This is a genomic window from Pseudomonas syringae (assembly GCF_000737245.1).
Classification (GTDB): domain Bacteria; phylum Pseudomonadota; class Gammaproteobacteria; order Pseudomonadales; family Pseudomonadaceae; genus Aquipseudomonas; species Aquipseudomonas syringae_J.
On record NZ_JPQU01000022.1, the window covers coordinates 17450 to 42332 of the forward strand.

The following is a 24883-nucleotide window of genomic DNA, read 5'->3' on the forward strand; positions in this document are numbered from 1 at the left end:
TCAGGGAGCCGGGAATGAAAGCCTCTTGGGACATCTTTTGCAGCGTCGTGGATAACTACGGCGACATTGGCGTGACCTGGCGTCTGGCCCGGCAACTGGTGGCCGAGCACGACCTGGCGGTGCGCCTGTGGGTCGATGACCTGGCCGCCTTCGTGCGTCTGTGTCCAACCGCCGATGCCAGCGTCCAACAGCAATGGCAGGAAGGGGTCAGCGTCCATCAGTGGCCCCGAGACTGGCCTAAGCACTGGCAGCCCACCGAGGTCGCCGATGTGATCATCGAAGCCTTCGCCTGTCGTCTGCCGCCAGCTTACGTGGAGGCCATCGCCCAATGCTCGCCGAGGCCGATGTGGATCAATCTGGAATACCTCAGCGCCGAGGAGTGGGTCAGCGGCTGTCACGGGTTGCCGTCGGTGCAATCCAATGGTCTGCGTAAATACTTCTTCTTTCCGGGTTTTCTGCCTTCAACCGGTGGATTGCTGCGCGAAACAAACCTCTTAGAGAACCGTCAGGCGTTTCAGCAGGATCAAGCGGCGCAACGAATTTTCCTGCAGGGCTTAGGGGTTTCACCCGACGAAGGCGCGCGGCTGATCTCAGTGTTCGCCTACGAGAATACCGGAATTGGCTCATGGCTCGATGCCCTTGCCCATGATGATCGGCCTACCCACTTGCTGGTTCCGGAAGGACGCATTCTGGGAGATATTCAGCGCTGGCTCGGCGCTGGGGCATTGCAGGCGGGATCGGTGGAAAAGCGCGGCGCGTTGACGGTTCAGGTATTGCCGTTCGTCAGACAGGAGGATTATGACCGGCTGTTATGGAGCTGCGATTTCAACGTGGTGCGGGGCGAAGACTCGTTTGTACGCGCCCAATGGGCAGGGCGACCGCTGCTTTGGCATATCTATGAGCAGGACGATGATGCGCACTGGGCCAAGCTCGATGCGTTTCTTGAACTCTACCTTGCGGGGCTCTCGCCTGCCGCTGCGCAGGCTCTGACGGGTTTCTGGAGAACCTGGAACGCAGGCAGCGACGGTACTCAAAGCTGGCAGGCGCTGGCGGCCAATGCTGCCGAAATCGAACGCCACGCCCAAAGCTGGTGCGCCAGGCTGGCTTCGCACGTAGATCTTGCCGCGGCGCTGGTACTGTTTTGTGGAGTTTCGTATGATACGCGGCCTTGATATTAGGCTCTGTACGAAAAAGGCCCGTCAAAGGTGTTTCTCGTACAGAGCCTCGGCAATTCCATCCAAATTCGGATATACGCAATGAAAACTGGTAAAGAACTCAAACCCGGTACCGTAATTCGTCTGGAAAACGACCCTTGGTTGGTTCAGAAGGCTGAATTCACCAAGTCTGGTCGTAACAGCGCAATCATGAAGACCAAGCTGAAAAACCTGCTGACCGGTTACAAGACCGAGATCGTTTACAGCGCTGACGACAAGCTGGACGACGTAATCCTCGACCGCAAAGAAGCGACCCTGTCCTTCATCAGCGGCGACACTTACACGTTCATGGACACCACTGACTACACCATGTACGAACTGAACGCTGAAGACATCGAAGCCGTTCTGCCATTCGTTGAAGAAGGCATGACCGACGTCTGCGAAGCGATTTTCTTTGAAGAGCGTCTGGTATCCGTAGAGCTGCCGACCACCATCGTGCGCGTTGTTGACTACACCGAAGGTTCGGCTCGTGGCGACACATCCGGCAAGGTGATGAAGCCTGCCAAGCTGAGCAACGGTACCGAGCTGCAAGTGGCTGATTTCATCGAAATCGGTGACCGCATCGAAATCGATACCCGTGAAGGCGGTTCCTACAAAGGCCGTGCTAAATAAGCACTGCTTTTACCGCGTCCACAAAAAAGCCGACTTCGAGTCGGCTTTTTTGTGGGCGTTTGTTTTTCCGCAGTGTTGATGACATATCGGCCCCGTAGGAGCGCGCTTGCCCGCGATAACGTTGGATCAGGCGGCAACTTTGTGACTGAACCACCGCTATCGCGGGCAAGCGCGCTCCTACGGTCAGATACGCCGTCGTGATTACACGGTTACATGCAAACGCACATCAACGTTGCCGCGGGTGGCGTTGGAGTACGGGCACACTTGGTGGGCGGCTTCGACCAGTTGCTCTGCGTCAGCCTGTTCCAGACCTGGCAGGTTGATGTTCAAGTCGATGTCCAGACCGAAACCGCCGGGAATCTGGCCGATACCTACATGGGCGGTGATCGACGCGTCGGCCGGGATGCTGCGTTTGCTCTGGCCGGCAACGAACTTCAATGCGCCGATGAAGCAGGCCGAGTAGCCGGCAGCGAACAGTTGCTCAGGGTTGGTGGCTGCACCACCCGCACCGCCGAGTTCTTTTGGCGTTGCCAGTTTTACGTCAAGGATGTTGTCGCTGGAAACAGCACGACCATCACGGCCGCCGGTTGCAGTTGCGATTGCTGTGTAGAGAGTGTCCATGGCCTTTCCTCAATGTTGGTTGTGCAAGATCGTAGTGATCGGATGGGTTTAAAGCTTGTCTGTTTGCGCTAAATACTTGTGCGCTAACTGAGTGGGATGGAATGTAGCGCGCAATTAGTTTGCGCGCAAGATAATATTTTGAGAATGTCGCAGCTCTGAATCTGTAGGAGCGCGCTTGCCCGCGATTACGTCGGCACCAGCGACCAATATGTCGGCTTTGAAATCGAATCGCGGGCAAGCGCGCTCCTACCGGCCTGAAACCATGCAAAACCTGTAGGAACTGTCGAAGGCTGCGAACTTCGGTGAATCAGGCAGCCCACTGACTCAAACACTACCCTGCAAATTCCCCCGCAGCTTGAGCAGTTCACCTTGCAAGGTTTTAAGTTGTTCCAGCTCAAGGCCACTGGCAGACAGGATGCAGCCCGGTACTGTCAGGGCTTTTTGTTGCAGGGCCTTGCCCTGTTCGGTGAGGTACAACTGGACCACGCGTTCATCTTCCTTGCTGCGGGTGCGGCTGATGAAGCCTTCGCCTTCCAGTCGTTTGAGCAGCGGGGTCAATGAGCCCGGGTCGGTCAGCAGGCGAGCGCTGATTTCGCCTACGGTGATGCCATCCTGTTCCCATAGCACCATCATCGCCAGGTACTGGGGATAGGTCAGGCCCAGCGCCTGGAGCAGCGGCTTGTAGACCTTGGTCATCAATAGCGAGGTGGAATAAAGAGCGAAACAGAGCTGATTGTCCAGCAGCAGGGCATCGCAGTTGCTGTCGTGGGTGGAGCCGGCAGCTGCGGTCATGGGAGTACCTCGTAAACTTGTCATCGCCACAATTTAGTGGTGTGACCTTTAATGCGCCAGATAAATTCTGCGATCACTTGCCAGGCAACCGGTTCGAAGGCTGCCAAAAAAAGTAAAAGCTGCTGGATAGCGGCAATCTGATATTTGCCTGCACAGTCAGACTGCGTAGCATGCGCGCACGGGTTGAATAAGGGCGCTGGCGTGATTGAAATCGTGATGTTTGTATTGCTGGGAGCTGCCATGGGCACCCTCGGTGGATTGTTCGGCATTGGCGGTGGGCTGGTGGCCATTCCGGCGTTAGGTGTGCTGTTCGGGCTGGATCAACAGCTGGCACAGGGCACCGCGTTATTGATGGTACTGCCCAATGTGCTGCTGGCGCTGTGGCGCTACAACCAACGCAATCGAGTCTCGCTGCGCAATGCCCTGATGCTGATTATTCCCAGTTTCTGCTTTGCCTGGCTGACATCGCTGTGGGCAGTACGGCTCGATCCACAATACATGCGCATCAGCTTTGTCGGCTTTCTGATCTTGTTGACGCTGTTCAATCTTGCCCAGATGTACTGGCGCAAAAGCCAGCCCGGTACCGAGCTGCGGCATACCAACCAGCTTTGGCTGCTGGGCATCGGTTCTGGGGTCACCGGCGGAGTGTTCGGGGTCGGCGGCGGGGTCATTGCAACGCCGATTCTGACCGGAGTTTTTGGCGCCACCCAAGTCGTTGCCCAAGGTCTGGCATTGGCGTTGGCGGCGCCGACCACGGGCATCACCCTGGTCATGTATGCGCTGCACGACCACGTCAACTGGAGCATGGGCATCCCTCTGGCGCTGGGCGGTCTCGCCAGCATCAGTTGGGGGGTAAAGCTCGCGCATTCGCTGCCAGAACGCCTGCTGCGCGCATTGTTCTGCGGCTTCCTGATGATCTGCGCAGTGATTCTGCTGTTCAAAGTCTGAACAGGCTTAAAGCCTGAAACCCTCAGCGATGTGCTCGGCCAGGCATTCGGTGATAGGGGAAACACTCTGCGGGTTGCGCAGCAGAACGATGCTGGCAGACGGCAACTGTGGAAGCCCTTCAGCCTCACCCAGAATGCGCAGATCCGGGGTAATCAGGCTTTCGAGTTGCGCGGTGACTGCCAGACCCGCGCTGACCACCGCCATGATCGCCGACAGGCTGGCGCTGGTGTAAGCGACCCGGAAATCACGTTGCGCTGCGTCCAGCGCGTTGCAGGCCCACTCCCGGCAGAAGCAATCAGTGTTGAACATCGCCAGGGGGATCGGACTGGTTTCATGGGGGCAGAACCCCACGGCTTCGGCCCAGACGAAACGCTCCTGGCGCAGGGTCTGGCCGATCTCAGTGCCGGGTTGGCGGGTGACGATGCTCAGGTCCAGATCCTTGCGCTGCAGCAGGGACACCGAAGACTCGCAATGCACTTCCACCTGAATCAGCGGATAAGCCTGAGCGAAGCGCGACAGAATGCCTGGCAGAAAACGCATCACGTAGTCATCCGGCGTGCCGATCTTGACCACACCGACCATGTGCGGCTCGCGCAGGGTGTTGAACACTTCACTGTGCAGTTTCAGGATGCGTCGGGCGTAGCCGAGCAGAACCTGACCTTCGGCAGTGAGACTGACGGTGCGGCCGTCACGCTGAAACAACGCCCGCTGCAAGATATCTTCTTCCAGACGCTTCATCTGCATGCTGACCGCCGATTGAGTGCGGTTTACCACTTCGCCTGCACGGGTGAATCCACCCTGATCGGCAATCGCGACAAAGGTGCGCAGCAATTCTGTGTCGATGCTCGGATAGTTGGCCAATACATCAATCTCCCAGATGCAGTACATAAGAAACATTCGTTGGATTGATCTTAGCCCCGAAGCGAGACTTTAGTCATCACACACGGAGGGCAAGATGATGAAAGGTCAAAAAGGTTATGTACTGGTCCAGCCTCAGCGCTCATTCGTCGAACGCGCATTCAGATCGGTTAAGGCTTACGTATCGCGCTGGCACGAGCTGCATCGCCAGCGTCGGCAATTGGCTCAGTTGAGCGACGAGGCGTTGAAGGATCTGGGTCTGAGCCGGGCTGACGTGTATCAGGAGGCCGAGCAGCATTTCTGGAACGACACGATGAACCGCTGACAGCGGCGTGCCGTTTCGGTTAGCGTTGGGGGCTCTTCAGGAGCCCCCTATGATTTCAGACATGTCGCTCAAGCACGCTCGTCGGCTGGCGTTGGCTGCGCAAGGATTCAACGGGCGTTCGCCGCCAGCCAACATCAAGGCCAGCCACGTCACGCAGTTGATCGAGCGTCTGGGTGTGGTGCAAATCGACTCGGTCAATGCGCTGGTCCGCTCCCATTACCTGCCGCTGTTTTCGCGATTGGGCGATTATTCCCAGACGTTGCTCGATCAAGCGGCCTGGAGTCAGGGGCGACAGCGCAAGTTATTTGAATACTGGGGCCATGAAGCCTCTTTGCTGCCGGTCAGTCTCTATCCATTAATGCGTTGGCGGATGCGTCGCGCAGCGCAAGGCGAAGGCATTTACCAGCAACTGGCGAAATTCGGCCGGGAACAGCAGCCGACGATCGCACGAGTACTGCAGGCCGTTCGTGAGCAGGGCGCATTGGGCGCAGGTAGTTTGAGCACTCGCGAGGAACGCGCCGGACCCTGGTGGGACTGGAGCGCGGAAAAGCTTGCGCTAGAGTGGTTGTTCGCTGCCGGAGAACTGACGGTGGCTGGTCGCCGGGGGTTCGAGCGGCTTTACGATTTACCCGAGCGAGTGCTGCCGGACGCTGTGCTCAATCATCCTGACCTTCACGAAGACCATGCGCAGCGCGGGTTATTGCTGCATGCGGCGACGGCGCTGGGCGTCGGAACCGAAAAAGACCTGCGTGATTATTTCCGCCAGGATCCTCTACCCAGCAGAAAAGCCTTGGCGGAACTGGTGGAAGAGGGGGCATTGGAGATCGTCCGGGTCCAGGGCTGGCGTCAACCTGCATTCCGCCTGCCGGACAGCAAAGTGCCGCGCAAAGTCGAGGCCAGCGCGCTGTTATCGCCTTTTGATTCGATGGTTTGGGAGCGCTCCCGTACCGAGCGACTGTTCGATTTTCGCTACCGGCTGGAAATTTACACTCCAGCGCACAAGAGGGTTTATGGCTATTACGTGTTGCCGTTCCTGCACAACGAGCGCATCGCCGCCCGGGTTGACCTGCGCGCGGAGCGAGCTATGGGACGGTTGGCGGTGCATGCTGTGCATGAAGAACAGTCAGGGCTGGATGAAGAGGGTATGCAAGCGTTGGCGCGCAACCTGCGGCAATTGGCAGGTTGGCTGGGTTTGCCGGAGATTCAGATTAATTGTGAGCGGGCCAGTGGGTTGCGCCTGAAAGGAGCGTTCGCACAGGATCTGTAGGAGCGCGCTTGCCCGCGATGCGATTTTGGAACCAGCGTATTTATCGCCTGTGCAAACGTCATCGCGGGCAAGCGCGCTCAGAGAATCAGCGCTTCACCTGTTTCAGCGTCTCGGCAATCAAAAACGCCAGCTCCAGCGACTGGTCGGCATTCATGCGCGGATCACAATGGGTGTGGTAACGATCCGACAAGCCGTCTTCAGTGATCGGCCGTGCGCCGCCGATGCATTCGGTGACGTTCTGCCCGGTCATCTCGATGTGAATGCCGCCGGCATAAGTCCCTTCGGCCTGATGCACCTGGAAGAACTGTTTCACTTCACCGAGGATCTGCGCGAAGTCGCGAGTCTTGTAGCCGCTGCTGGCCTTGATCGTGTTGCCGTGCATCGGATCTGAACTCCACAGCACCTTCTTGCCTTCGCGCTCCACGGCGCGGATCAGCTGTGGCAAGTGGTCGCCGACCTTATTGGCGCCCATGCGGGCGATCAGGTTCAATCGCCCGGGGTCGTTGTCCGGGTTGAGGATGTCGATCAGGCGAATCAGTTCCTCGGTGTTCATGCTCGGCCCGACCTTGACCCCAATCGGGTTGTTCACGCCTCGCAAAAACTCCACATGTGCGCCGTCCAGCTGCCGGGTGCGGTCACCGATCCACAGCATGTGCGCGGAGCAATCGTAAAAGTCGTTGGTCAGGCTGTCGCGACGCACGAAGGCTTCTTCGTAATTCAGCAATAAGGCTTCGTGGGCGGTAAAGAAACTGGTTTCGCGCAATTGCGGCGAGCTGTCCATACCGCAAGCACGCATGAACGCCAGGGTTTCATCGATGCGGTCGGCCAACTGGCTGTATTTTTCCGCCAGTGCCGAGTTGGCGATGAAATCCAGGTTCCATTTATGCACCTGATGCAAGTCGGCAAAACCGCCTTGGGCGAAGGCGCGCAGCAGGTTCAGGGTCGCGGTGGACTGGTTATAGGCCTGGATCAGCCGGTCCGGATCAGGTACCCGGCTTTTCTCGTCGAAGCCGATGCCGTTGACGATGTCACCGCGGTACGCCGGGAACGTCACGCCGTCGATGGTTTCATCATTGGCTGAGCGAGGCTTGGCGAACTGGCCTGCCATGCGGCCCACTTTGACCACCGGACAGCCCGCGGCGAAGGTCATGACGATGGCCATTTGCAGCAGCACTTTGAAGGTGTCGCGGATCTTGGCGGCCGAGAACTCGACGAAGCTCTCGGCACAGTCACCGCCCTGCAGCAAAAACGCACGGCCTTCGGTGACCTCTGCGAGCTGGCGTCGCAACTCTCGAGCCTCGCCCGCGAACACCAACGGCGGATAACTCGCCAGCGTCTGCTCGACTTTCAACAAGTGCGCGGCGTCGGGATACTGAGGCTGTTGTTGAATCGGCAGTGCCCGCCAGCTGTCGGGGCTCCAGGGTTGGCTCATCATGAACTCGAGGTCAGTGCAATCGGACTCGCATGTTAGCAGTTCCCGCTACGACTGGCGCAGGCGTGCAGAACAGTGCAGGCTTGCGCGGCCAATGACATATGTAGGCGCTCACGAGCACCGCGAGGCAGCGATAGCGGACCGTCTGACACACCGCCAGCGCGGCCGTCGTCACCTCCGATGGCTCCTACAGGTCACGCGCTCGATCAGACAGCTGCGGTTGTCTGGCGTAATTTTTTATGTTCGACGGGAGACGAGGAAGCAATGACTGAGGAGCGCGTGGAGCGGATTCTGGCGGAAGTGCACGACGACTTCGGCATGATTCGCGTGCTGGAAGTGGATGATTACCGCTTTCTGGAATTCGGCGATGCCATCGAGCAGAGTTGTACCTTCACGGCTGATCCCAGTTGGCTAGAGTACGACTATACCCGGGCGATGTTCATCGGCGCGCTTTGCCACGAGTCACCGGAAAGCGCTTTATTCCTCGGCCTGGGCGCCGGGACGCTGACCCAGGCGTGCCTGAAGTTTCTGCCACTGGAAGACGTTGAAGCCATCGAACTGCGCCCTGACGTGCCTCGTCTGGCGATTGAGTACATGGGTCTGGATGATGACCCTCGTCTGTTCATCCGGATCGGCGACGCCCTCGAATTGCTGGGAACCGCAGAGCCCGCTGACCTGATCTTTGTCGATCTCTACACCGATGTGGGGCCGGGGGTCGGGCACCTGGCATGGAAATTCCTCGAGAACTGTCAGCGACGTCTGAATCCGGGCGGCTGGCTGGTGATCAATCAATGGGCCGCGGATGACGGCAAGCCACTGGGTGCGGCGTTGTTGCGCGGGCTTTATCACCGCCACTACTGGGAGCTGCCGGTGAAGGAGGGCAACGTGATTCTGATCGTGCCTGCCGACCTTGAACAGAACCTGGACAATGACGCACTGATCGAGCGTGCCGAAGCGCTGGCACCACAGCTGGGTTATTCGCTGTTGAAACTGATCAAGGACATCCGGCCTGCGACCTGATGGCGGAGACTGGAGACTCTGCGTTGGACTGCAATGCACCTCCGACGTGGGACCGGCTTTAGCCGGGAAGAGGCCGGTAGATCCACTCCATATTTATCGGCAGAAATACCGCCTTCCCGGCTAAAGCCGGTCCCACGTCGGAGGTTGACCTCCTGTGGGATCCGCTCAGGCGCCTTTAAATACCGCAGGTCTGCGTTCGAGCATGGCCTGCAGGCCTTCTTTGGCGTCCTGGGTGTTCATCACGCTATTGATCAAGCCCGGTAATTGCAGGGCGGCAGCGCTTTCACCTTCCAGGACCGCCTGTCGGGCCGAGGAGATAGTGGCGCGGATTGCCAACGGGGCCTGATCGGCGATGCGTGCGGCCAATAGCAGGGCGTAGGGCATCAGGTCCTCGGTGGCGGTGACTTCCTGCACCAGCCCCATGCGACAGGCCTCCCGGGCGTCGAATTCATCGCCGGTCAGCAGCCAGCGCATGGCATTTCCCCAGCCGGCAATCTGATGCAGACGCAGCGTTGCGCCGCCAAATGCAAAGATCCCGCGGTGGACCTCAAGCTGGGCAAAACGGGTATTGCTCGCACATAAATTGATATCGGAGGCGAGCATCAACTCGATGCCCATGGTCAGGCAATAGCCCTGGGCGGCGATGATCACTGGTTTGCTGACCCGCGGCCCGGCGAATACACCCCAAGGGTCGCAGCCGCCTTCAGGCACTTGCCAGCCATTGATCAGTGCCGGGCCTGCTTCGGCCAGGTCCAGCCCTGCGGTGAAGTGCTCGCCATGGGCGAAAACCACCGCCACCCGCGCCTGATCGTCGCGTTCGAACTCGCCATACGCCAGGCTCAACTGGTTGAGCAGATCAAGATCAAAAGCATTGCGCTTGGCGACGCGATCCAGTCCGATGAGCATGACGTGATCATGCAATTCACGACTGACGCGGCCTTTGATTGAGGAGGTCATGTAGGAAGTCCCTGCGCTTTGAGTAGGATCGGAGGTGAGCTGCCTGACTGAATCGGTGAACCGTTTAAGCACCGCCGCCAGTGATACCGGGCCTTGTGCAAAATAGACACTCCTTCAGGTTTGCGCAAAGCCTGCAGGGATTGGACATCTCCCTTTGTTTGCCGTGAAAAAAATCCTCACTTTTTTACGTAATTCCGGTATAGTGCGCGCCGGTCTTTAACAGGACCCTCGTCAAGGTATTGCAATTCCCCGAAGTCAGCTTCGGCTGCTTGTTCGCTCAGCGGACTATCCTAGGCGATCCATTCATCAAAACGTTTTCGCAAATCCCCGCCGACAAAGCAGCCAGGGTGACTCTAGGGTCGTACACGGCACGCGCAGCTTTGGAGCATGGGTCTTTGCGGATGCACTAGAGGCAGACCCATGACCCAGGAATTCGGCGGCTTCGCCGCTTTTGAACTTCATCCAAATATCCTTGCAGCCGTCATCGCGACTGGCTACGAAGAACCTTCGGCCATCCAGCAGCAGTCGATCCCGATCATCATGGCCGGTCACGACATGATTGGTCAGGCACAGACCGGTACCGGCAAAACTGCCGCGTTCGCTCTACCGATCCTGCACCGCATCGATCCAGCCAAGCGCGAGCCGCAAGCGCTGATTCTGGCTCCGACCCGCGAGCTGGCTCTGCAAGTGGCCACCGCTTTCGAAACCTACGCCAAGCAAATGCCGGGCGTTACCGTTGTGGCTGTCTATGGCGGTGCGCCGATGGGCCCGCAACTGAAAGCCATCCGCAATGGCGCACAGATCGTTGTCGCCACCCCGGGCCGTCTGTGCGACCACCTGCGTCGTGACGAGAAAGTCCTGGCGACCGTGAACCACCTGGTCCTCGACGAAGCGGACGAAATGCTGAAGCTCGGCTTCATGGACGACCTGGAAGTCATCTTCAAGGCGATGCCTGAAACCAAGCAGACCGTACTGTTCTCGGCTACTTTGCCACAGTCGATCCGTGCCATCGCTGAGCGCCATCTGCGCGATCCGAAGCACGTCAAGATTCAGACCAAGACCCAGACTGTTACCGCGATCGAACAGGCTCACCTGTTGGTTCACGCTGACCAGAAGACCTCTGCTGTCCTGAGCCTGCTCGAAGTTGAAGATTTCGACGCGCTGATCATGTTCGTGCGCACCAAGCAAGCGACCCTGGACCTGGCAAGCGCTCTGGAAGCCAAAGGCTACAAGGCTGCTGCACTGAACGGCGACATCGCCCAGAACCAGCGTGAGCGCGTCATCGAGTCCCTCAAGGATGGCCGTCTGGACATCGTTGTAGCGACCGACGTTGCTGCTCGTGGTCTCGACGTTCCGCGTATCACTCACGTGTTCAACGTTGACATGCCTTACGATCCAGAGTCCTACGTTCACCGTATCGGCCGTACTGGCCGTGCCGGTCGCGAAGGTCGTGCATTGCTGCTGGTGACGCCACGTGAGCGCCGCATGCTGCAAGTGATCGAGCGTGTAACCGGTCAGAAGGTTGCGGAAGTCCGCCTGCCGGATGCCCAGGCTGTTCTGGATGCCCGCATCAAGAAATTGACCAACAGCCTGTCGCCACTGGTTGGTGATGCTGAATCGACCCACGGCGAACTGCTTGATCGCCTGACTGCCGATATCGGTTGCAGCCCGCGTGCCCTGGCCGCTGCTCTGCTGCGTAAAGCGACTAACGGTCAGGCTCTGACTTTGGCCGCCATCGAGCGCGAGCGCCCACTGGTTCCGAACAACGCCCCGCGTGAGCGTAGCGATCGTTCGTCGTCCGGTGATCGTCCAGAGCGTAGCGGTGATCGTGAGCGTCGTGCTCCGGTTCCACTGGCTGAAGGTCGTGCTCGTTGCCGTACCGCGCTGGGTGCGCGTGATGGTATCGCTGCCAAGAACCTGCTGGGTGCAATCCTCAACGAAGGCGGCCTGGCCCGCGAAGCAATCGGCCGCATCCAGGTGCGCGACAGCTTCAGCCTGGTCGAGCTGCCGGAAGATGGCCTTGAGCGTCTGCTTACCAAACTCAAGGACACTCGCGTTGCAGGCAAGCAGTTGAAGCTGCGTCGTTATCGCGAAGATTGATCAGCGCTGAGTTGATCGTCTGAAATAAAAAATCCCCGACTGGTTCGGGGATTTTTTTTTATCCTGCGTTCATGTCCCGCCGCGAGCAGCCGATTATTTGAGTAAGCAAGGTGTGCTGTGTTACTCAAACTGCACCTTCCTCCCCGCTATAAAGCTCACCCTCCTGTAACAAACAGCGCCTCATCAGCTCCTGTCCGCTAATGGTCAAAGGCTGACGCAGCTATTTACGTGCGCGTTATTTGACGTCATAAAGTCGTTCGTGACTCAGTCTCATATAAAGTTTGAATTATTGACGCCGTAAACGACGACAAACTAAACCAACTAAGGGGTGTTTGTTTGAGTTCGAGTTTGTTATTTGACGCCAGAAAAAAAGAGTGTCAAATTTTTGAAAATACTAATGGCGCTTTGCTTTTCTCTTGGCTAGATTAGGCATCAGAACTTGCTAGCGACCGGCGACATATGAATTACTCACTGTTATTTAGCGCTGCAGTTTTGCAGTTGTGCGTGATCACAACGACCCTTGCCGAAACAAGCGTCAGTGAGACCGCGACACTGGCGGAACGGCGGACGCTTAATAGCAAGGAAGTTGGCGGGTTAGTTATAGGGCAAACCATGACAATGGCAGGGCGAGCCTTTTATGATTCGTTTGCTAGTGCTTGGACTGATAAGGATGAGAACGGACGTTTTACGGTTGCCATCTCTGAACGACCCACGGCGCGTCTTGGTAGTCAGGTGTTTGTTGATTATGGCAATCGCCGCATGTTTCAGACGTTTCTGCCACCCAATCGCGCGTTGATACCTGCGATCGGTGCCGATGCGGCGAATATCGTTTACCAGGCAATCCTGGACGATCAGCTCTCACAGTTTTTTGGTGATCCCGATCTCGGGCGTGATGAATTTTAAAGGACTCTTTTTCTATGCACCGTTCATGTCTGGTAGCTGTCGGCCTGAGCCTGTTGACCGCCGTATGCGGTAGCACCAATGCCAGTGAGCTGGTTTATACCCCCAACAACCCATCGTTTGGCGGCAACCCCCTCAACGGCCCGGTTCTGCTGAATCAGGCAGCGGCGCAGAACAAATTCAAAGAGTCCACTTCGTCAGGCGAACAGTCGGCACTGACTCAGTTCAACAGCATGCTGCAGAGCGCCATCCTCAGTCGGGTTTCGTCGGCGGTCACGTCCAGTATTGTCGGGACTGACGGCAGGCTATCCCCGGGGACTGTTGAAACTACAGATTTCAGAATTACGATCACTAACTTGCAAGCCGGGTTATTGCAGATAGTGACCACGGATAAAAGTACTGGGCAAACTACTCAGTTTCAAGTGAACCAACCGTAATCGCTGTACCGGCTGCAACCTGCTCGACCTTAACTTAAATAACATACACAACTTTTTATCAAAGGAAGGTTTTTATGCGCGCTCATAAATCAGTTCTGTCTATCGCTATTCTTGTTGCCATCTCCGGTTCAGCGTTCGCTGATCAGAGCACTGCCAACGTTAACCAGAATGGCGCCAACAACAAAGCCGACTCTTTGCAGGTCAGTGCTACCCGTTCTTCGGTCGGTATTGAGCAGGTCGGCCAGCGTAACGATGCCAAAGCCACCCAGACTGCTAATGACAGCGTTCTGAACATCGGTCAGAAAGGCAACGCTAACTCCGCTACTTCCAATCAGAAGGGTGGTTACAACAATTCCAGTATCTCCCAGTTGGGCGACGCTCAGACTGCTCTGATCAATCAGGGTAGCCAGCGCAACAACGCCAGCATCAGTCAGACTCTGAACACCACTACCGGTGCAAAGATCGACCAGGGTTACACCTACTCGGGTAGCTACAACAACGCCAGCGCCGTTCAACAAGGCAACCTGGGTACCACCGCCTCCATCACCCAGTGGGGCAATGGCGACACCGCATCGACCAAGCAAGTTGGCAACAGCAACACCGCCGCCACCGTCACTCAACGTGATGGCGCTGCTAACAACGGCTCGATCGTTCAGTCCTTCAACCGCAACGGTACCCAGGCTCTGGTTTCCCAGCGCGATGCATACAATGGCAAGGCATCTGTCGCTCAGGTGAGCTCTTCGAACAGCAAAGCCTCGGTTGATCAATCCTGGGGCAACAACAACGCTGGCTCCGTTAACCAGGAATCTGTTGCCGGTACTTCGGGCTCTGTGACCCAGACTCGCGGCAATCACAACGAAGGCAACGTCGCTCAGAACCTGGTCAGCAACAGCAGTGCAGCGATCAACCAGTCCTACGGTGATCATAACGTTGCCAATGCTTCTCAAACCTACGGCTATGAGCAGAAAGCTGCTATCGCTCAGACTGGCAGCTTCAACACTGCATCGACCGTTCAGTATGCTGGCAATGACATGACCGCTAGCGTGTCGCAGAATGGCAAGGACAACAAAGCCAACGTCAGCCAGACCTGGAGTAATGAGTTGACTGCTTCTGTGCAGCAGACAGGCGACCGTAACTCTGCCTACGCTACTCAGCGCGGTTACAGGCTGGAGGCTGACATTACTCAGACTGGTAACGGTAACAAGGCAAACAGCGCTCAGACTGGTGCCTTCAACGAAGAAACTCTGCTGCAGAAAGGCGACTACAACAACGCCTACATCAGCCAGAGCGGCGTAGGTACGTCGAGCCAGGCCAACATCGTGGCTGTGAATCAGCTGAGCAACAGCAACGTCGCCAACGTCGTTCAGACCGGCGCCGCTGGCAACATCGCCAATATCACCCAGCGTTAATTGTTGCAGCCCCGCCGATGTTCGGCGGGGCTCATCTTTATAGGGGAATGACGATGTACCTGCGTTCGTTGTCGATGCTTGTCAGTGTCGTAATGCTTGTCAGCGGTTGTGCTACTTCACGTCCAGCGGCGACGTTTAACCGCGCCTCGCTGGCGCCGCCTACCCAGATTTCCCGTGACTTGGTCAACCTGCCAGCACCGGCCGGCCCTATCGCTGTGGCCGTGTATGGTTTGCGTGATCAGACCGGACAATACAAACCGTCGCCAGACAGTTCTTTTTCTACCGCTGTGACCCAGGGTGCTGCGTCCTTGCTGGTGACTGCGTTACGTGATTCGCGCTGGTTCAAGCCGGTCGAACGCGAAAACCTTCAGGACGTGCTCACCGAGCGCAAGATCATCCGCGCCCTCGAGCAGCCAAGTGACACGGCCCAAGTCACGCTGCCGCCGCTGCGTCCGGCCAACCTGATCATCGAAGGCGCAATCGTCGCCTACGAGAGCAATGTCCGCTCCGGCGGTCTGGGTGTGCGTTACCTGGGTATTGGCCCGTCGGAGCTCTACCGCCAGGATCAGGTGACCGTCAACTTGCGGGCAGTGGATATCCGCACCGGCGAGATTATTCAGAGCGTAACCACGACCAAGACCGTGTTCTCAATCCAGGTCGATTTCGGGGTGTTCAAGTACGTGTCTCTCAAGCACTTGCTGGAAGTTGAAACCGGGATCAGCCGTAACGAGCCGGTTCAGCAATGTGTGCGTGAAGCCATCGAGACCGCGTTGGTGCATATGGTCGCTCAGGGGGCCCGTGATGGCAGCTGGTTACTCAAGAATCCGGATGACCTGAACAAGCCACTGCTGCAGAGCTATCTGAAAAGTTATGACGAACAGACGTTGACCGTGCCTTTGACTGGTTCGGATAAATAACCCTCATCACATGGAGCCAATCATGGCACTCAACACCAAATACCTGCGATGGCTGGCTGCAACGTTGTTGATCACCAGCGGAATTTGTCAGGCTTCAGACCTCAAGTCCGAAGCGCGTTACGCCAACATCAGTCGCGGCAATGTGGCGACCATCAGTCAGATCGGCAGCGAGAACAGAACCCGCGTTGACCAGGCTGGCTCGGCTCAGCAACTGCAGCAGGTGCAGAACGGCGTTCGCAATCGTGCAGTGATCAGTCAGGCAGGTACGGGTAATCAGGCCTACGTCCGGCAGAACGGTAATGACAACAGTCTGACGATTGCTCAGGAAGGGAGTTACAACCAAGTTTCCGCCCTTCAGGAAGGGGCGAACAACTCGGCGACGGTTAGTCAGACGGGGGCTTATAACCAGGCTTACATCGCTCAGTATGGCTACGGCAACCAGGCCAGCGTTCAACAATACGGCTCGCAGGGCACCGCTTCGGTGACTCAGCATGGCGACAACTCAACTGCGACAGTAAAGCAGTGGTGATCTGATGATCGACCTTTCTCAATTGATCGTATCAATCGACGCCCAGCGTCAGGGCGAAGTTGTACTGATCCGCCCCCAGCTCCAGAATCCGACTCCGCTGACCCTGCAATACCGGATGACGGTAAGCCAGCGCAGCGCCAGCGGCACTTCAAGCGTCAACCAGAGCGGTGACCTGCAAAGTGGCAACAACGGCTCGTTGATCAGCCTGAGCATGCCTGCCGATGCCACCTGCCAGGTACGTCTGGAAGTATTTCAGGACGACCGCCTGGTCAAAACGGCCGATAGCGACTGTCACTGACGAACCAATTTTTTGATGAGCGCTGCGGTTAGCCGAACCTGTAAATATCCATCCCCAGCGCGCCCATTGTGAAGCCTTTGTGTGCGACGCTGAATTCCCCACCCGCACCCCGAGCAAAATACAGCGGCAGCAAATGTTCGTCGCTCGGATGATTGCGCACGGCGTTCGGGGCCTGCGTCCGATAGTCATGCAGAGCCGCTTCGTCATTGCTGGCGAGCTTCTCGATCATCCAGTCACGAAAAGCCTTGGCCCAGGGCTCAACGCTTTCCGGGCCTGCGTGCCAATCCAGTTCACGCAGGTTATGGGTGATGCTGCCCGAGCCGATGATCAACACACCATGTTCGCGCAGGCTGGCCAGGGCCTGGCCGACCCGGGTCTGTAACGCCGGGCCTGCGCGGGTGGGCAGGGAAACCTGCACGATGGGAATGTCTGCACTTGGGTACATCAACGACAGCGGCACCCACACCCCATGATCAAAAGGTCGCTGAGTCGTGGTGTTTGCCGGTAGTCCGGCCGCCTTTAGCAGCTCCACGACCTCAGTACTCAGTTCCGGCAAACCCACGGCCGGGTATTGCACAGCGAAAAGCGCCGCCGGAAAACCTCCGAAGTCATGCCAGGTTTCTGGCTGAGGGTTGGCATTGACCAACAATTCGGTGCTTTCCCAGTGTGCAGAGACGATCACAATAGCCCGCGGCCTGGGCATCTCTGCTGCCAGACGTGCCAGGGCCGGACCGCTTTCGCCGGGTTCCAGCGCAAGCATCGGCGAGCCGTGAGAGATAAACAGGCTGGGAAACATAAAGGAGTCCTGAGAGATTAAGATGGAGCATCTTCAGCCAGATCATTGATCTAAATCTAATATAAGTTTTAGGGCTATTTGATCGAATTAACGGGAGCTTTCATGGAGGCGGATTTTTGGCATCAGCGTTGGGCAGCCAACCAGATAGGTTTTCATCAGCCAGAGGCCAATCCCTACCTGCAGCGGTACTGGCCTGGCCTGCAACCAGAGCCTGCTGGCAAGGTGCTGGTGCCGTTGTGCGGCAAGAGCCTGGATCTGAGTTGGCTGGCAGGGCAGGGGCATAAAGTGCTGGGGGTGGAGCTGTCCGAGAAGGCGGTGCAGGAGTTCTTCAGTGAGCAGGCTCTGGAGCCAGTGGTCAGCCAGCACGGGGCCTTCAAGGTCTACAGCGCCGAAACTGTCGAGCTATGGTGTGGCGACTTTTTCAGCCTGCGTGCCGATGACGTCGCCGATTGCACGGCGTTTTATGATCGTGCTGCATTGATCGCCTTGCCGCCGGCCATGCGCGAGCGATACGTTGAGCACCTGAATAATGTGCTGCCAATGGCGTGCAAGGGGCTGCTAATTACTCTGGATTACGACCAGGCAAAAATCGACGGACCGCCTTTTTCCGTACCGGATGAGGAAGTGCAACGCCTGCTGACACCGGCCTGGGAGCTGGAGGTGTTGGAGTCCTGCGACGTGCTGGAGCAAAGCCCGAAGTTCCTCAAGGGTGGCGTAGAGCGGCTGCAAGAGCGCGTGTATCGTTTGGCGCGAAGCTAACAGGCGTTATGGTCCCCTGTGGGAGCGGTGCTTGCCCGCGATGAAGGCGACGCGGACTGCCTGGCTTACCGAGGTGTTCTTATCGCGGGCAAGCGCGCTCCTACGCGGTATGTGGGCTTTGGTTGGGGCGGTGCTTGCCCGCGATGAAGGCGACGCGGACTGCCTGGCTTACCGAGGTGTTCTTATCGCGGGCAAGCGCGCTCCTACGCGGTATGTGGGCTTTGGTTGGAGCGGTGCTTGCCCGCGATGAAGGCGACGCGGGCTGCCTGGCTTACCGAGGTGTTCTTATCGCGGGCAAGCGCGCTCCTACGCAGTATGTGGGCTTTGGTTGGAGCGAGGCTTGCCCGCGATAAGGGCGACGGAGATTTCAGGTGAATCGTCCAACCTTTTCGGGGGCAGGCACCGGTCCGGCAGGGGTAGCCTCTCTCAGCCGAGCGACAGGCACAAAAAACCCGGCCAAGGCCGGGTTTTTTAATACCACTGCAAGATCAACCGCGGCGACGCAGTGCTTCGATACGATCTTCCAGAGCCGGGTGGCTCATAAACAGACCGGCCAGGCCGTGCTTGAGGCCGCCGTTGATGCCAAAGGCCGTCAGGCTGTCGGGCATTTGTACCGGTACGCCCTGTTCGGAGCGCAGGCGTTGTAGTGCACCGATCATGGCGCTGGTGCCAGCCAGTTGAGCGCCAGCTTCGTCTGCCCGGTATTCGCGTTTGCGCGAGAACCACATGACGATGGCGCTGGCCAGAAAGCCCAGTACCAGCTCGGCAAAGATCGTGGTCACGTAATAAGCGATGCCCTGACCGTTTTCGGTCTTGAAGATCACCTTGTCGACGAAATTGCCGATGATGCGGGCGAAGAACATGACGAAAGTGTTCACCACGCCTTGCACCAGTGCCAGGGTCACCATGTCGCCATTGGCTACGTGACCTATCTCGTGAGCCAGAACCGCCTTGACTTCATCCGGAGAGAAACGCTCCAGTAAGCCCTGGCTGACGGCAACCAGTGCGTCGTTCTTGTTCCAGCCCGTGGCGAAGGCGTTGGCTTCGTAGGCAGGGAAGATCCCGACTTCCGGCATTTTGATGCCAGCGTCGCGGGACAGTTGTTCAACAGTCTGCACCAGCCATTGTTCATGGCGAGTGCGCGGCTGGGTGATGATCTGGGTACCGGTGCTCATTTTCGCCATCCACTTGGAGATGAACAGCGAGAACAGCGAGCCAGCGAAACCAAATACAGCGCAGAAGATCAGCAGCTGACTGAGGTTTAGATCAACCCCATTGGCCGCCATGAACCCGTTGAAGCCAAAAAGGCTCAGGGTGATGCTGGCAATCAGCACGACCGCCAGGTTAGTGGCCAAAAACAGCAAAATGCGCATCATGGTTTGGATGTTCTCCTCGTGACGAATATGTAACGCGTTGCGGGGTATATAAGGTGATGTCATCGCCTATTCAACTGGGCGACTATTTCAAACTGTGTCGCCCTCTACGAACTGCTAACCATTCTCTTTAGTCGAACGAGTGCCGAGCCAGAGCGGCCGGTCCCAGATGCCGTGTTGGGGGGGGTATTTATTGTGTTGCGGCATGCGCGCATCGCCGTCAGGGCGGTCTCTGCTGGAAAGTAGACCACCGAAGTGCTGCCGCAATTGCGCTGCGCGCTGTCATCCGGGATGACAACAGCGCGGCAGCGTAGCAATGGTCAGTTACTGACGATAAGTCTTGAGGAAATTGCCAATACGACCGATGGCCTGTTCCAGATCATCCACCCGCGGCAGCGTGACCACGCGGAAGTGATCCGGGAATGGCCAGTTGAAGGCCGTACCCTGAACAATCAGCAGTTTTTCGGAGAGCAGCAGGTCCAGAGCGAACTTTTCGTCGTTGTGGATCGGGCAGATCTTCGGGTCGATGCGCGGGAACGCATAGAGCGCGCCCATTGGCTTGACGCAGCTGACGCCGGGGATGTCGTTGAGCAGCTCCCAGGTACGGTTGCGTTGTTCCAGCAGGCGACCCGGCGGCAGCAGCAGGTCGTTGATGCTTTGATAGCCGCCCAGCGCAGTCTGGATCGCATGTTGGCTCGGCACGTTGGCGCACAGACGCATGTTGGCCAGGATGTCGATGCCTTCGATGTAGCTCTGTGCGTTGTGTTTCGGGCCGGAAATCGCCACCCAGCCGGAGCGGAAGCCTGCTACGCGGTAGGACTTGGACAGACCGTTGAAGGTCAGGCACAACAGGTCGGGAGCCAGAGAGGCGGTGCAGATGTGAACGGCGTCGTCGTAGAGGATCTTGTCGTAGATCTCGTCGGAGAACACCACCAGATTGTGCTGACGGGCCAGTTCAAGCATGCCCTGCAATACTTCTTTGGAGTACACCGCGCCAGTCGGATTATTCGGGTTGATGATCACCATGGCTTTAGTGTTGGGGGTGATCTTGGCCTTGATGTCAGCCAGGTCAGGCCACCAGTTGGCCTGCTCGTCGCACAGGTAATGCACCGGGTTGCCGCCAGACAGGGCAACCGCAGCCGTCCAGAGCGGGTAGTCCGGGGCCGGGATCAGCACTTCGTCGCCATTATTGAGCAGCGCCTGCATCGACATCACGATCAGTTCGGACACGCCGTTGCCCAGGTAGATGTCCTCGACGCCGACACCTTCGACCTGCTTCTGCTGGTAGTACTGCATCACGGCCTTGCGCGCGCTGAACAGGCCTTTGGAGTCGCTGTAGCCCTGTGCAGTCGGCAGGTTGCGGATTACGTCCTGCAGGATTTCGTCCGGCGCTTCGAAACCAAACGGAGCAGGGTTGCCGATATTCAGCTTGAGGATGCGATGGCCTTCCTCTTCCAGACGTTTGGCGTGCTTGAGCACTGGCCCGCGGATGTCATAGCAGACGTTGGCGAGCTTGTTCGATTTGCTGACCTGCATGGTGTTTGATCCCGAAAATGGACGAGCCGTAGCTGAGTGAATACCTGGGTCGCCGGGTATGACGCCGTAAAAATGGATTTGTATGGGCGAAACGTGAGTGACAGACTGGCGTCTAACGAAGGCGCAATGATACGTGCCACCCGTTCTGTGGAGAAGATACAGATCGGCCTTTTTCGACTGCGGAGGTGTACCTGTGGAAAAGTTGGACAAAACCCTCGAGGAATGGCGGGCCATGCTCGATCCTGAGCAGTACAACGTCTGCCGCCTGAAGGGCACCGAACGGCCGTTTTCCGGCAAGTACAACAGCACCAAGACCGATGGCGTCTATCACTGCATTTGCTGTAACGAGGCGCTGTTCGATTCCACCACCAAGTTCGACTCAGGTTGCGGCTGGCCGAGCTTTTATGCGCCGCTGGAAGGCAGTGCAGTGGTTGAAGTGCGGGACATCAGCCATGGCATGATCCGCACTGAAGTAGTGTGCGCCAAGTGCGATGCGCACCTGGGCCATGTATTCCCGGATGGCCCGCCACCTACTGGGCTGCGTTATTGCATCAACTCGGTATGTCTGGATCTGGTACCGCGCGAGGCGTGAGTGATGACCTGCTCGCCCGCAGGTGATCTCATTATTGACGATGTCGTGGGACCGGCTTTAGCCGGGAAAAGGCCGTCATGATCACTGATGATTTGTGGTCAGAAATACCGCTTTCCCGGCTAACGCCGGTCCCACGTAGCACTTCAGATTTATAACAGGTCCGTGTCGCAGGCTTATAAGCCTCCATCACGCCCGCAAATCAACGTGCGCGCCAGTCAATGGCGCGCTAATTTCAGCTGCCGCTTCTCTAGGAATCACCGTCATGAGCGCCAACCTGCTGAGCATTCCCTGCACGACCATCAACGGCGAGCAGAAAACCCTGGCGGATTTCGCTGGCAAGGCAGTGCTGGTGGTCAATACGGCCAGTAAGTGCGGCTTTACCCCACAATACAAAGGCCTTGAGAAGCTCTGGCAGGATTACAAGGATCAGGGGCTTGTTGTTCTGGGTTTTCCCTGCAATCAGTTTGGCAAACAGGAACCCGGCAACGAGGGCGCTATTTCAGAGTTCTGCGAATTGAATTACGGAGTCAGTTTTCCGTTGTTCAAGAAGGTCGACGTCAACGGCAATGCCGCGCATCCGTTGTTCGTGCAGTTGAAAAAGCAAGCGCCGGGCCTGCTCGGTTCGGAACGTATCAAATGGAATTTCACCAAGTTTCTGATTGGCAAGGACGGCCAGTTGGTGAAACGCTTTGCCCCGCTGACCAAACCTGAAGAGCTGACTGGCGAGATCGAAGCATTGCTCAAGTAGTCAGCCTGGAGCTTGACTCATGCTGTGAGGCGGGCAGCCATTGTTCCAGCAGGCTGACCAGTTCGGCGCGACGGAATGGCTTTGCCAGATAGTCACTCATGCCCGCTGCCCGGCAGCGTTCGCGCTCTTCGGGCATGGCGTTGGCTGTCAGCGCGATGATCGGCAGTTGCGACCAGCGTCCGCTCTGGCGGATCTGTCGGCTGGCTTCATAGCCATCCATGATCGGCATGTTGCAGTCCATCAATACCAGGTCGAAAGGGCCGAGCTTCAATTGCTCCAGCGCCTCTGCACCATTGCCGCTGACCACCACCTCGCAACCCAGTTTGCTCAGCATGCCTTTGGCGACCAATTGGTTGACTGGATTGTCCTCCACCAGAAGGATTCTGGCCGGGCGCAGGCTTTTGTTGTCGTTGTCCGAGAGGCTCTGCTCCGGCCCTTGATCAGGTTGCAGCGCCCGGCGCAGGCTTTGGTACAGCGCATTTCGAGCCAGGGGGCGAGCGTGTTGAAGTAACGGCGCCAGGGCGCTGACCTGTTCGCTGGGCATGAAATTACCGTAAGCGGTGACCAGCAGGATCGGCACGTGAGTCGTCGGACGCATGCTGAACAGGCATTCCGGGCAGTCGGTGATCAGCAGGTCAGGGTTGGCATGGCCTTCCAGCTGCATGGCCTTGTCGTCGACCCCCCAACGCTGGAAGTCGATACCCCAGCCGGGCAGATAACTGCTCAGCAGTTCCACCAGACCGCTACCGGATTGGCTGACCACCACCACACGGCCTTTGAGCTGGGGCGGGGCAATGGCAGGCAAATGGATGGGCAGGGGCAAGTCAGCGCAGAACTGGCTGCCAAAGCCTGATTGAGACTGGATACTCAAGCGCCCTGACATCGCCTCACACAGGTTATGGGTGAGCGCCAGGCCCAGCCCGGTTCCGCCGAATTGCCGGGTAATGGCCGCTTCTGCCTGGGTAAACGGCTGAAAAATTCGCGCCTGGGCTTCCTGCGCAATGCCGATGCCGGTATCGCGAACGTCGATGCGTACCCGGTTTTCCTGGGTTAGCGGGTCCTGATAATGGCTCAGACGGACGTCTACCCGACCAAAGCGAGTGAACTTCAGTGCATTTGAAAGCAGATTGCTGACGATTTGCCGCACCCGGGTCGGATCGCCCAGCACCAACGCCGGGAAGTGCGGATCAATCAGGCAGGTCAGTTCTACACTGGGGGCGGCGTTCTGGGACAGCAGGTTGGCGGTGTCTTCGATCAACAGCCCGAGATCGAACGGAATGCGCTCCACCTGTAAATGCCCGGCGTTGAATTTAGACATGTCGAGGATGTCATTGAGCAACTCAACCAGGACCTTGCCCGAGTCATGGGCAATGGAGAGCTGCTGACGCTGCTCGGGGTTCAGCGGGCTATCGAGTGACAGGGACAGCATGCCCAGCAGGCCATTGAGCGGCGTGCGGATTTCATGGCTCATGTGGGCAAGGAAAGCGGTTCTGGCTTGCGCCATTTCCATAGCAGTGCTGCGGGCGGCCTGCAGTTCTTCATTGGACTGGCTCAGCCGCGCGTTGCTCGCCTCCAGTTCCTGGGTGCGGGCAGCGACGATGTCTTCCAGCTCATTGAGGTGCCGGGTGAGCTGGTCTTCTGCTTGCCTGCGTCGGGCGAATTCGGAGACGACACTGTCGAGCTGGCTATTGGCAACTTTGACCAGTACGCCGATTTCGTCCTTTTCATGATTGGGCGGGCATGCCAGGCGTCGCTGCACGGGATTCCTGGAGTCGCGCTTGGCGAGTTCGCGAATAACGGCCACCAGTGGTTTGGTCAATGTCATGTAAAACAACAGCATCAGGATACCCGCCAGCACCAGGCTGCGGACGAAGCCATTGAGCAGGGTAATGCCTGCTCGCTGCAGGAACTGGCTGCCGAAGGCGAAGGTGTCGACGGTCAGACGCAGTGTACCAATGGCTTCTTTGGGCAGATGCGCCAGATAGAGAGTGTCTTCGAACTGCCGGCTTTCGCCGAACAGAAAGTCACTGACCGAGCGATAACGGCTCTGGGCATAGGGTCGCTCCACACTGGAGAGCACCATGTTGTTGTTATCGGTCAGCCGCGCGCCGATCACAGCAGGGGATTGCAGCAGCCCCAGGGTCAATTCCTGCGCGAGCTCGGCATCAATGTTGTAGGCGATTCGCGAAGCCGGGTTGTGGCTGATTTCCAGGAGGGAGCGAATTTCACGATTGATGGCAGCATCTTCACTGGCATAATCGATGGCAATTTGCAGCAGGCTGAGCAAGGCTCCCAGAATGAACCCGAGCAGAACGGTCAGGCGAGCCTGCTTATAGGAGAGCCGGTTGGTGAACGCTATATCCATAAAGAGCACTGCTATGTCATGTGGCCTTCGCGGGGGCAAGCATAGCTGATCGCGTTGGGATGGCGGGGATTGTGTAAA

General features: G+C 57.7%; 25 protein-coding genes. 16 read left to right on the forward strand and 9 right to left on the reverse strand.

The window, feature by feature from the left end; all coding sequences use genetic code 11:
* The first annotated feature begins 14 nt into the window (after window positions 1-14).
* Together earP and IV01_RS19095 are read left to right on the forward strand one after the other, a co-directional pair.
* Window positions 15-1172 (forward strand): elongation factor P maturation arginine rhamnosyltransferase EarP, encoded by a 1158-nt coding sequence (gene earP, locus IV01_RS19100; protein WP_032626909.1) that lies wholly within the window; start codon window positions 15-17, stop codon window positions 1170-1172.
* 84 nt (window positions 1173-1256) lie between these two features.
* Window positions 1257-1826: an elongation factor P gene (locus IV01_RS19095; RefSeq protein WP_032626910.1), complete on the forward strand. Its 570-nt coding sequence runs from the start codon at window positions 1257-1259 to the stop codon at window positions 1824-1826.
* 201 nt (window positions 1827-2027) lie between these two features.
* Here the strand turns inward: IV01_RS19095 and IV01_RS19090 are convergent, their stop codons facing one another.
* Together IV01_RS19090 and IV01_RS19085 are read right to left on the reverse strand one after the other, a co-directional pair.
* Window positions 2028-2447: an organic hydroperoxide resistance protein gene (locus IV01_RS19090; protein ID WP_020290626.1), complete on the reverse strand. Its 420-nt coding sequence runs from the start codon at window positions 2445-2447 to the stop codon at window positions 2028-2030.
* A 324-nt stretch (window positions 2448-2771) separates the two neighbouring features.
* The gene (locus IV01_RS19085) at window positions 2772-3239 is read right to left on the reverse strand and encodes a MarR family winged helix-turn-helix transcriptional regulator (RefSeq protein WP_032626914.1); all 468 of its coding nucleotides are present in this window, start codon (window positions 3237-3239) and stop codon (window positions 2772-2774) included.
* 201 nt (window positions 3240-3440) lie between these two features.
* On the opposite strand from IV01_RS19085, the gene IV01_RS19080 reads away from it, so the two are divergent.
* Complete coding sequence (locus tag IV01_RS19080) at window positions 3441-4187, forward strand: sulfite exporter TauE/SafE family protein (RefSeq protein ID WP_032627035.1); 747 nt, start codon at window positions 3441-3443, stop codon at window positions 4185-4187.
* Between the two features lie 6 nt (window positions 4188-4193).
* Here IV01_RS19080 and IV01_RS19075 read toward each other — a convergent pair whose 3' ends face one another.
* Complete coding sequence (locus IV01_RS19075; protein WP_032626915.1) at window positions 4194-5075, reverse strand: LysR substrate-binding domain-containing protein; 882 nt, start codon at window positions 5073-5075, stop codon at window positions 4194-4196.
* 67 nt (window positions 5076-5142) lie between these two features.
* On the opposite strand from IV01_RS19075, the gene IV01_RS19070 reads away from it, so the two are divergent.
* Together IV01_RS19070 and IV01_RS19065 are read left to right on the forward strand one after the other, a co-directional pair.
* Window positions 5143-5370, forward strand: coding sequence for a DUF1127 domain-containing protein (locus IV01_RS19070; RefSeq protein WP_032626917.1), 228 nt, complete (start codon window positions 5143-5145; stop codon window positions 5368-5370).
* 49 nt (window positions 5371-5419) lie between these two features.
* Window positions 5420-6637: a winged helix-turn-helix domain-containing protein gene (locus IV01_RS19065; protein ID WP_032626919.1), complete on the forward strand. Its 1218-nt coding sequence runs from the start codon at window positions 5420-5422 to the stop codon at window positions 6635-6637.
* 85 nt (window positions 6638-6722) lie between these two features.
* On the opposite strand, the gene IV01_RS19060 is transcribed toward IV01_RS19065, so the two are convergent.
* The gene (locus IV01_RS19060) at window positions 6723-8069 is read right to left on the reverse strand and encodes a class II 3-deoxy-7-phosphoheptulonate synthase (RefSeq protein WP_032626921.1); all 1347 of its coding nucleotides are present in this window, start codon (window positions 8067-8069) and stop codon (window positions 6723-6725) included.
* Window positions 8070-8333: 264 nt separating this feature from the next.
* On the opposite strand from IV01_RS19060, the gene IV01_RS19055 reads away from it, so the two are divergent.
* A complete protein-coding gene (locus IV01_RS19055) occupies window positions 8334-9089 on the forward strand; it encodes a spermidine synthase (protein WP_032626923.1) in 756 nt (251 codons plus the stop codon).
* A 165-nt stretch (window positions 9090-9254) separates the two neighbouring features.
* Here IV01_RS19055 and IV01_RS19050 read toward each other — a convergent pair whose 3' ends face one another.
* Window positions 9255-10046: a crotonase/enoyl-CoA hydratase family protein gene (locus IV01_RS19050; RefSeq protein ID WP_032626925.1), complete on the reverse strand. Its 792-nt coding sequence runs from the start codon at window positions 10044-10046 to the stop codon at window positions 9255-9257.
* 387 nt (window positions 10047-10433) lie between these two features.
* Here IV01_RS19050 and IV01_RS19045 point away from each other — a divergent pair, with 387 nt between their 5' ends.
* The 7 genes from IV01_RS19045 (at window position 10434) to csgH (ending at window position 16636) form a co-directional block, all read left to right on the forward strand.
* Window positions 10434-12146 (forward strand): DEAD/DEAH box helicase, encoded by a 1713-nt coding sequence (locus IV01_RS19045; protein ID WP_195758757.1) that lies wholly within the window; start codon window positions 10434-10436, stop codon window positions 12144-12146.
* 459 nt (window positions 12147-12605) lie between these two features.
* On the forward strand, window positions 12606-13049 hold the full coding sequence (locus tag IV01_RS26185; protein WP_080290230.1) for a CsgE family curli-type amyloid fiber assembly protein: 444 nt from the start codon (window positions 12606-12608) through the stop codon (window positions 13047-13049).
* Between the two features lie 14 nt (window positions 13050-13063).
* Window positions 13064-13483, forward strand: a complete 420-nt coding sequence (locus IV01_RS19035; protein WP_050507319.1) for a curli assembly protein CsgF — start codon at window positions 13064-13066, stop codon at window positions 13481-13483.
* A gap of 74 nt (window positions 13484-13557) precedes the next feature.
* Window positions 13558-14892 carry a hypothetical protein gene (locus IV01_RS19030; protein WP_032626935.1) on the forward strand — a complete coding sequence of 445 codons (1335 nt, stop codon included), beginning with the start codon at window positions 13558-13560 and terminating at the stop codon, window positions 14890-14892.
* A gap of 53 nt (window positions 14893-14945) precedes the next feature.
* The gene (locus tag IV01_RS0124705; RefSeq protein ID WP_032626937.1) at window positions 14946-15809 is read left to right on the forward strand and encodes a CsgG/HfaB family protein; all 864 of its coding nucleotides are present in this window, start codon (window positions 14946-14948) and stop codon (window positions 15807-15809) included.
* A gap of 22 nt (window positions 15810-15831) precedes the next feature.
* Window positions 15832-16338 (forward strand): curlin-associated protein, encoded by a 507-nt coding sequence (locus tag IV01_RS19025; protein ID WP_032626939.1) that lies wholly within the window; start codon window positions 15832-15834, stop codon window positions 16336-16338.
* 4 nt (window positions 16339-16342) lie between these two features.
* On the forward strand, window positions 16343-16636 hold the full coding sequence (csgH, locus tag IV01_RS19020; protein WP_032626940.1) for a curli-like amyloid fiber formation chaperone CsgH: 294 nt from the start codon (window positions 16343-16345) through the stop codon (window positions 16634-16636).
* 28 nt (window positions 16637-16664) lie between these two features.
* Here csgH and IV01_RS19015 read toward each other — a convergent pair whose 3' ends face one another.
* Window positions 16665-17432, reverse strand: a complete 768-nt coding sequence (locus IV01_RS19015; protein WP_032626942.1) for a DODA-type extradiol aromatic ring-opening family dioxygenase — start codon at window positions 17430-17432, stop codon at window positions 16665-16667.
* Window positions 17433-17534: 102 nt separating this feature from the next.
* Between IV01_RS19015 and IV01_RS19010 the strand changes: the two genes are divergently transcribed.
* On the forward strand, window positions 17535-18191 hold the full coding sequence (locus tag IV01_RS19010) for a thiopurine S-methyltransferase (protein ID WP_032626944.1): 657 nt from the start codon (window positions 17535-17537) through the stop codon (window positions 18189-18191).
* 488 nt (window positions 18192-18679) lie between these two features.
* Here the strand turns inward: IV01_RS19010 and htpX are convergent, their stop codons facing one another.
* Together htpX and IV01_RS19000 are read right to left on the reverse strand one after the other, a co-directional pair.
* Entirely contained in the window at window positions 18680-19567 is an 888-nt protein-coding gene (htpX, locus tag IV01_RS19005; protein WP_032626945.1) for a protease HtpX, read from the reverse strand.
* Window positions 19568-19888: 321 nt separating this feature from the next.
* Window positions 19889-21100, reverse strand: coding sequence for a pyridoxal phosphate-dependent aminotransferase (locus tag IV01_RS19000; protein WP_032626947.1), 1212 nt, complete (start codon window positions 21098-21100; stop codon window positions 19889-19891).
* A gap of 193 nt (window positions 21101-21293) precedes the next feature.
* Between IV01_RS19000 and msrB the strand changes: the two genes are divergently transcribed.
* The gene (gene msrB / locus IV01_RS18995) at window positions 21294-21692 is read left to right on the forward strand and encodes a peptide-methionine (R)-S-oxide reductase MsrB (protein WP_032626948.1); all 399 of its coding nucleotides are present in this window, start codon (window positions 21294-21296) and stop codon (window positions 21690-21692) included.
* 262 nt (window positions 21693-21954) lie between these two features.
* On the forward strand, window positions 21955-22440 hold the full coding sequence (locus tag IV01_RS18990; RefSeq protein ID WP_032626950.1) for a glutathione peroxidase: 486 nt from the start codon (window positions 21955-21957) through the stop codon (window positions 22438-22440).
* Here the strand turns inward: IV01_RS18990 and IV01_RS18985 are convergent.
* Complete coding sequence (locus tag IV01_RS18985; RefSeq protein ID WP_032626952.1) at window positions 22433-24805, reverse strand: hybrid sensor histidine kinase/response regulator; 2373 nt, start codon at window positions 24803-24805, stop codon at window positions 22433-22435. The genes IV01_RS18990 and IV01_RS18985 overlap by 8 nt on opposite strands.
* Between the last annotated feature and the right edge of the window lie 78 nt (window positions 24806-24883).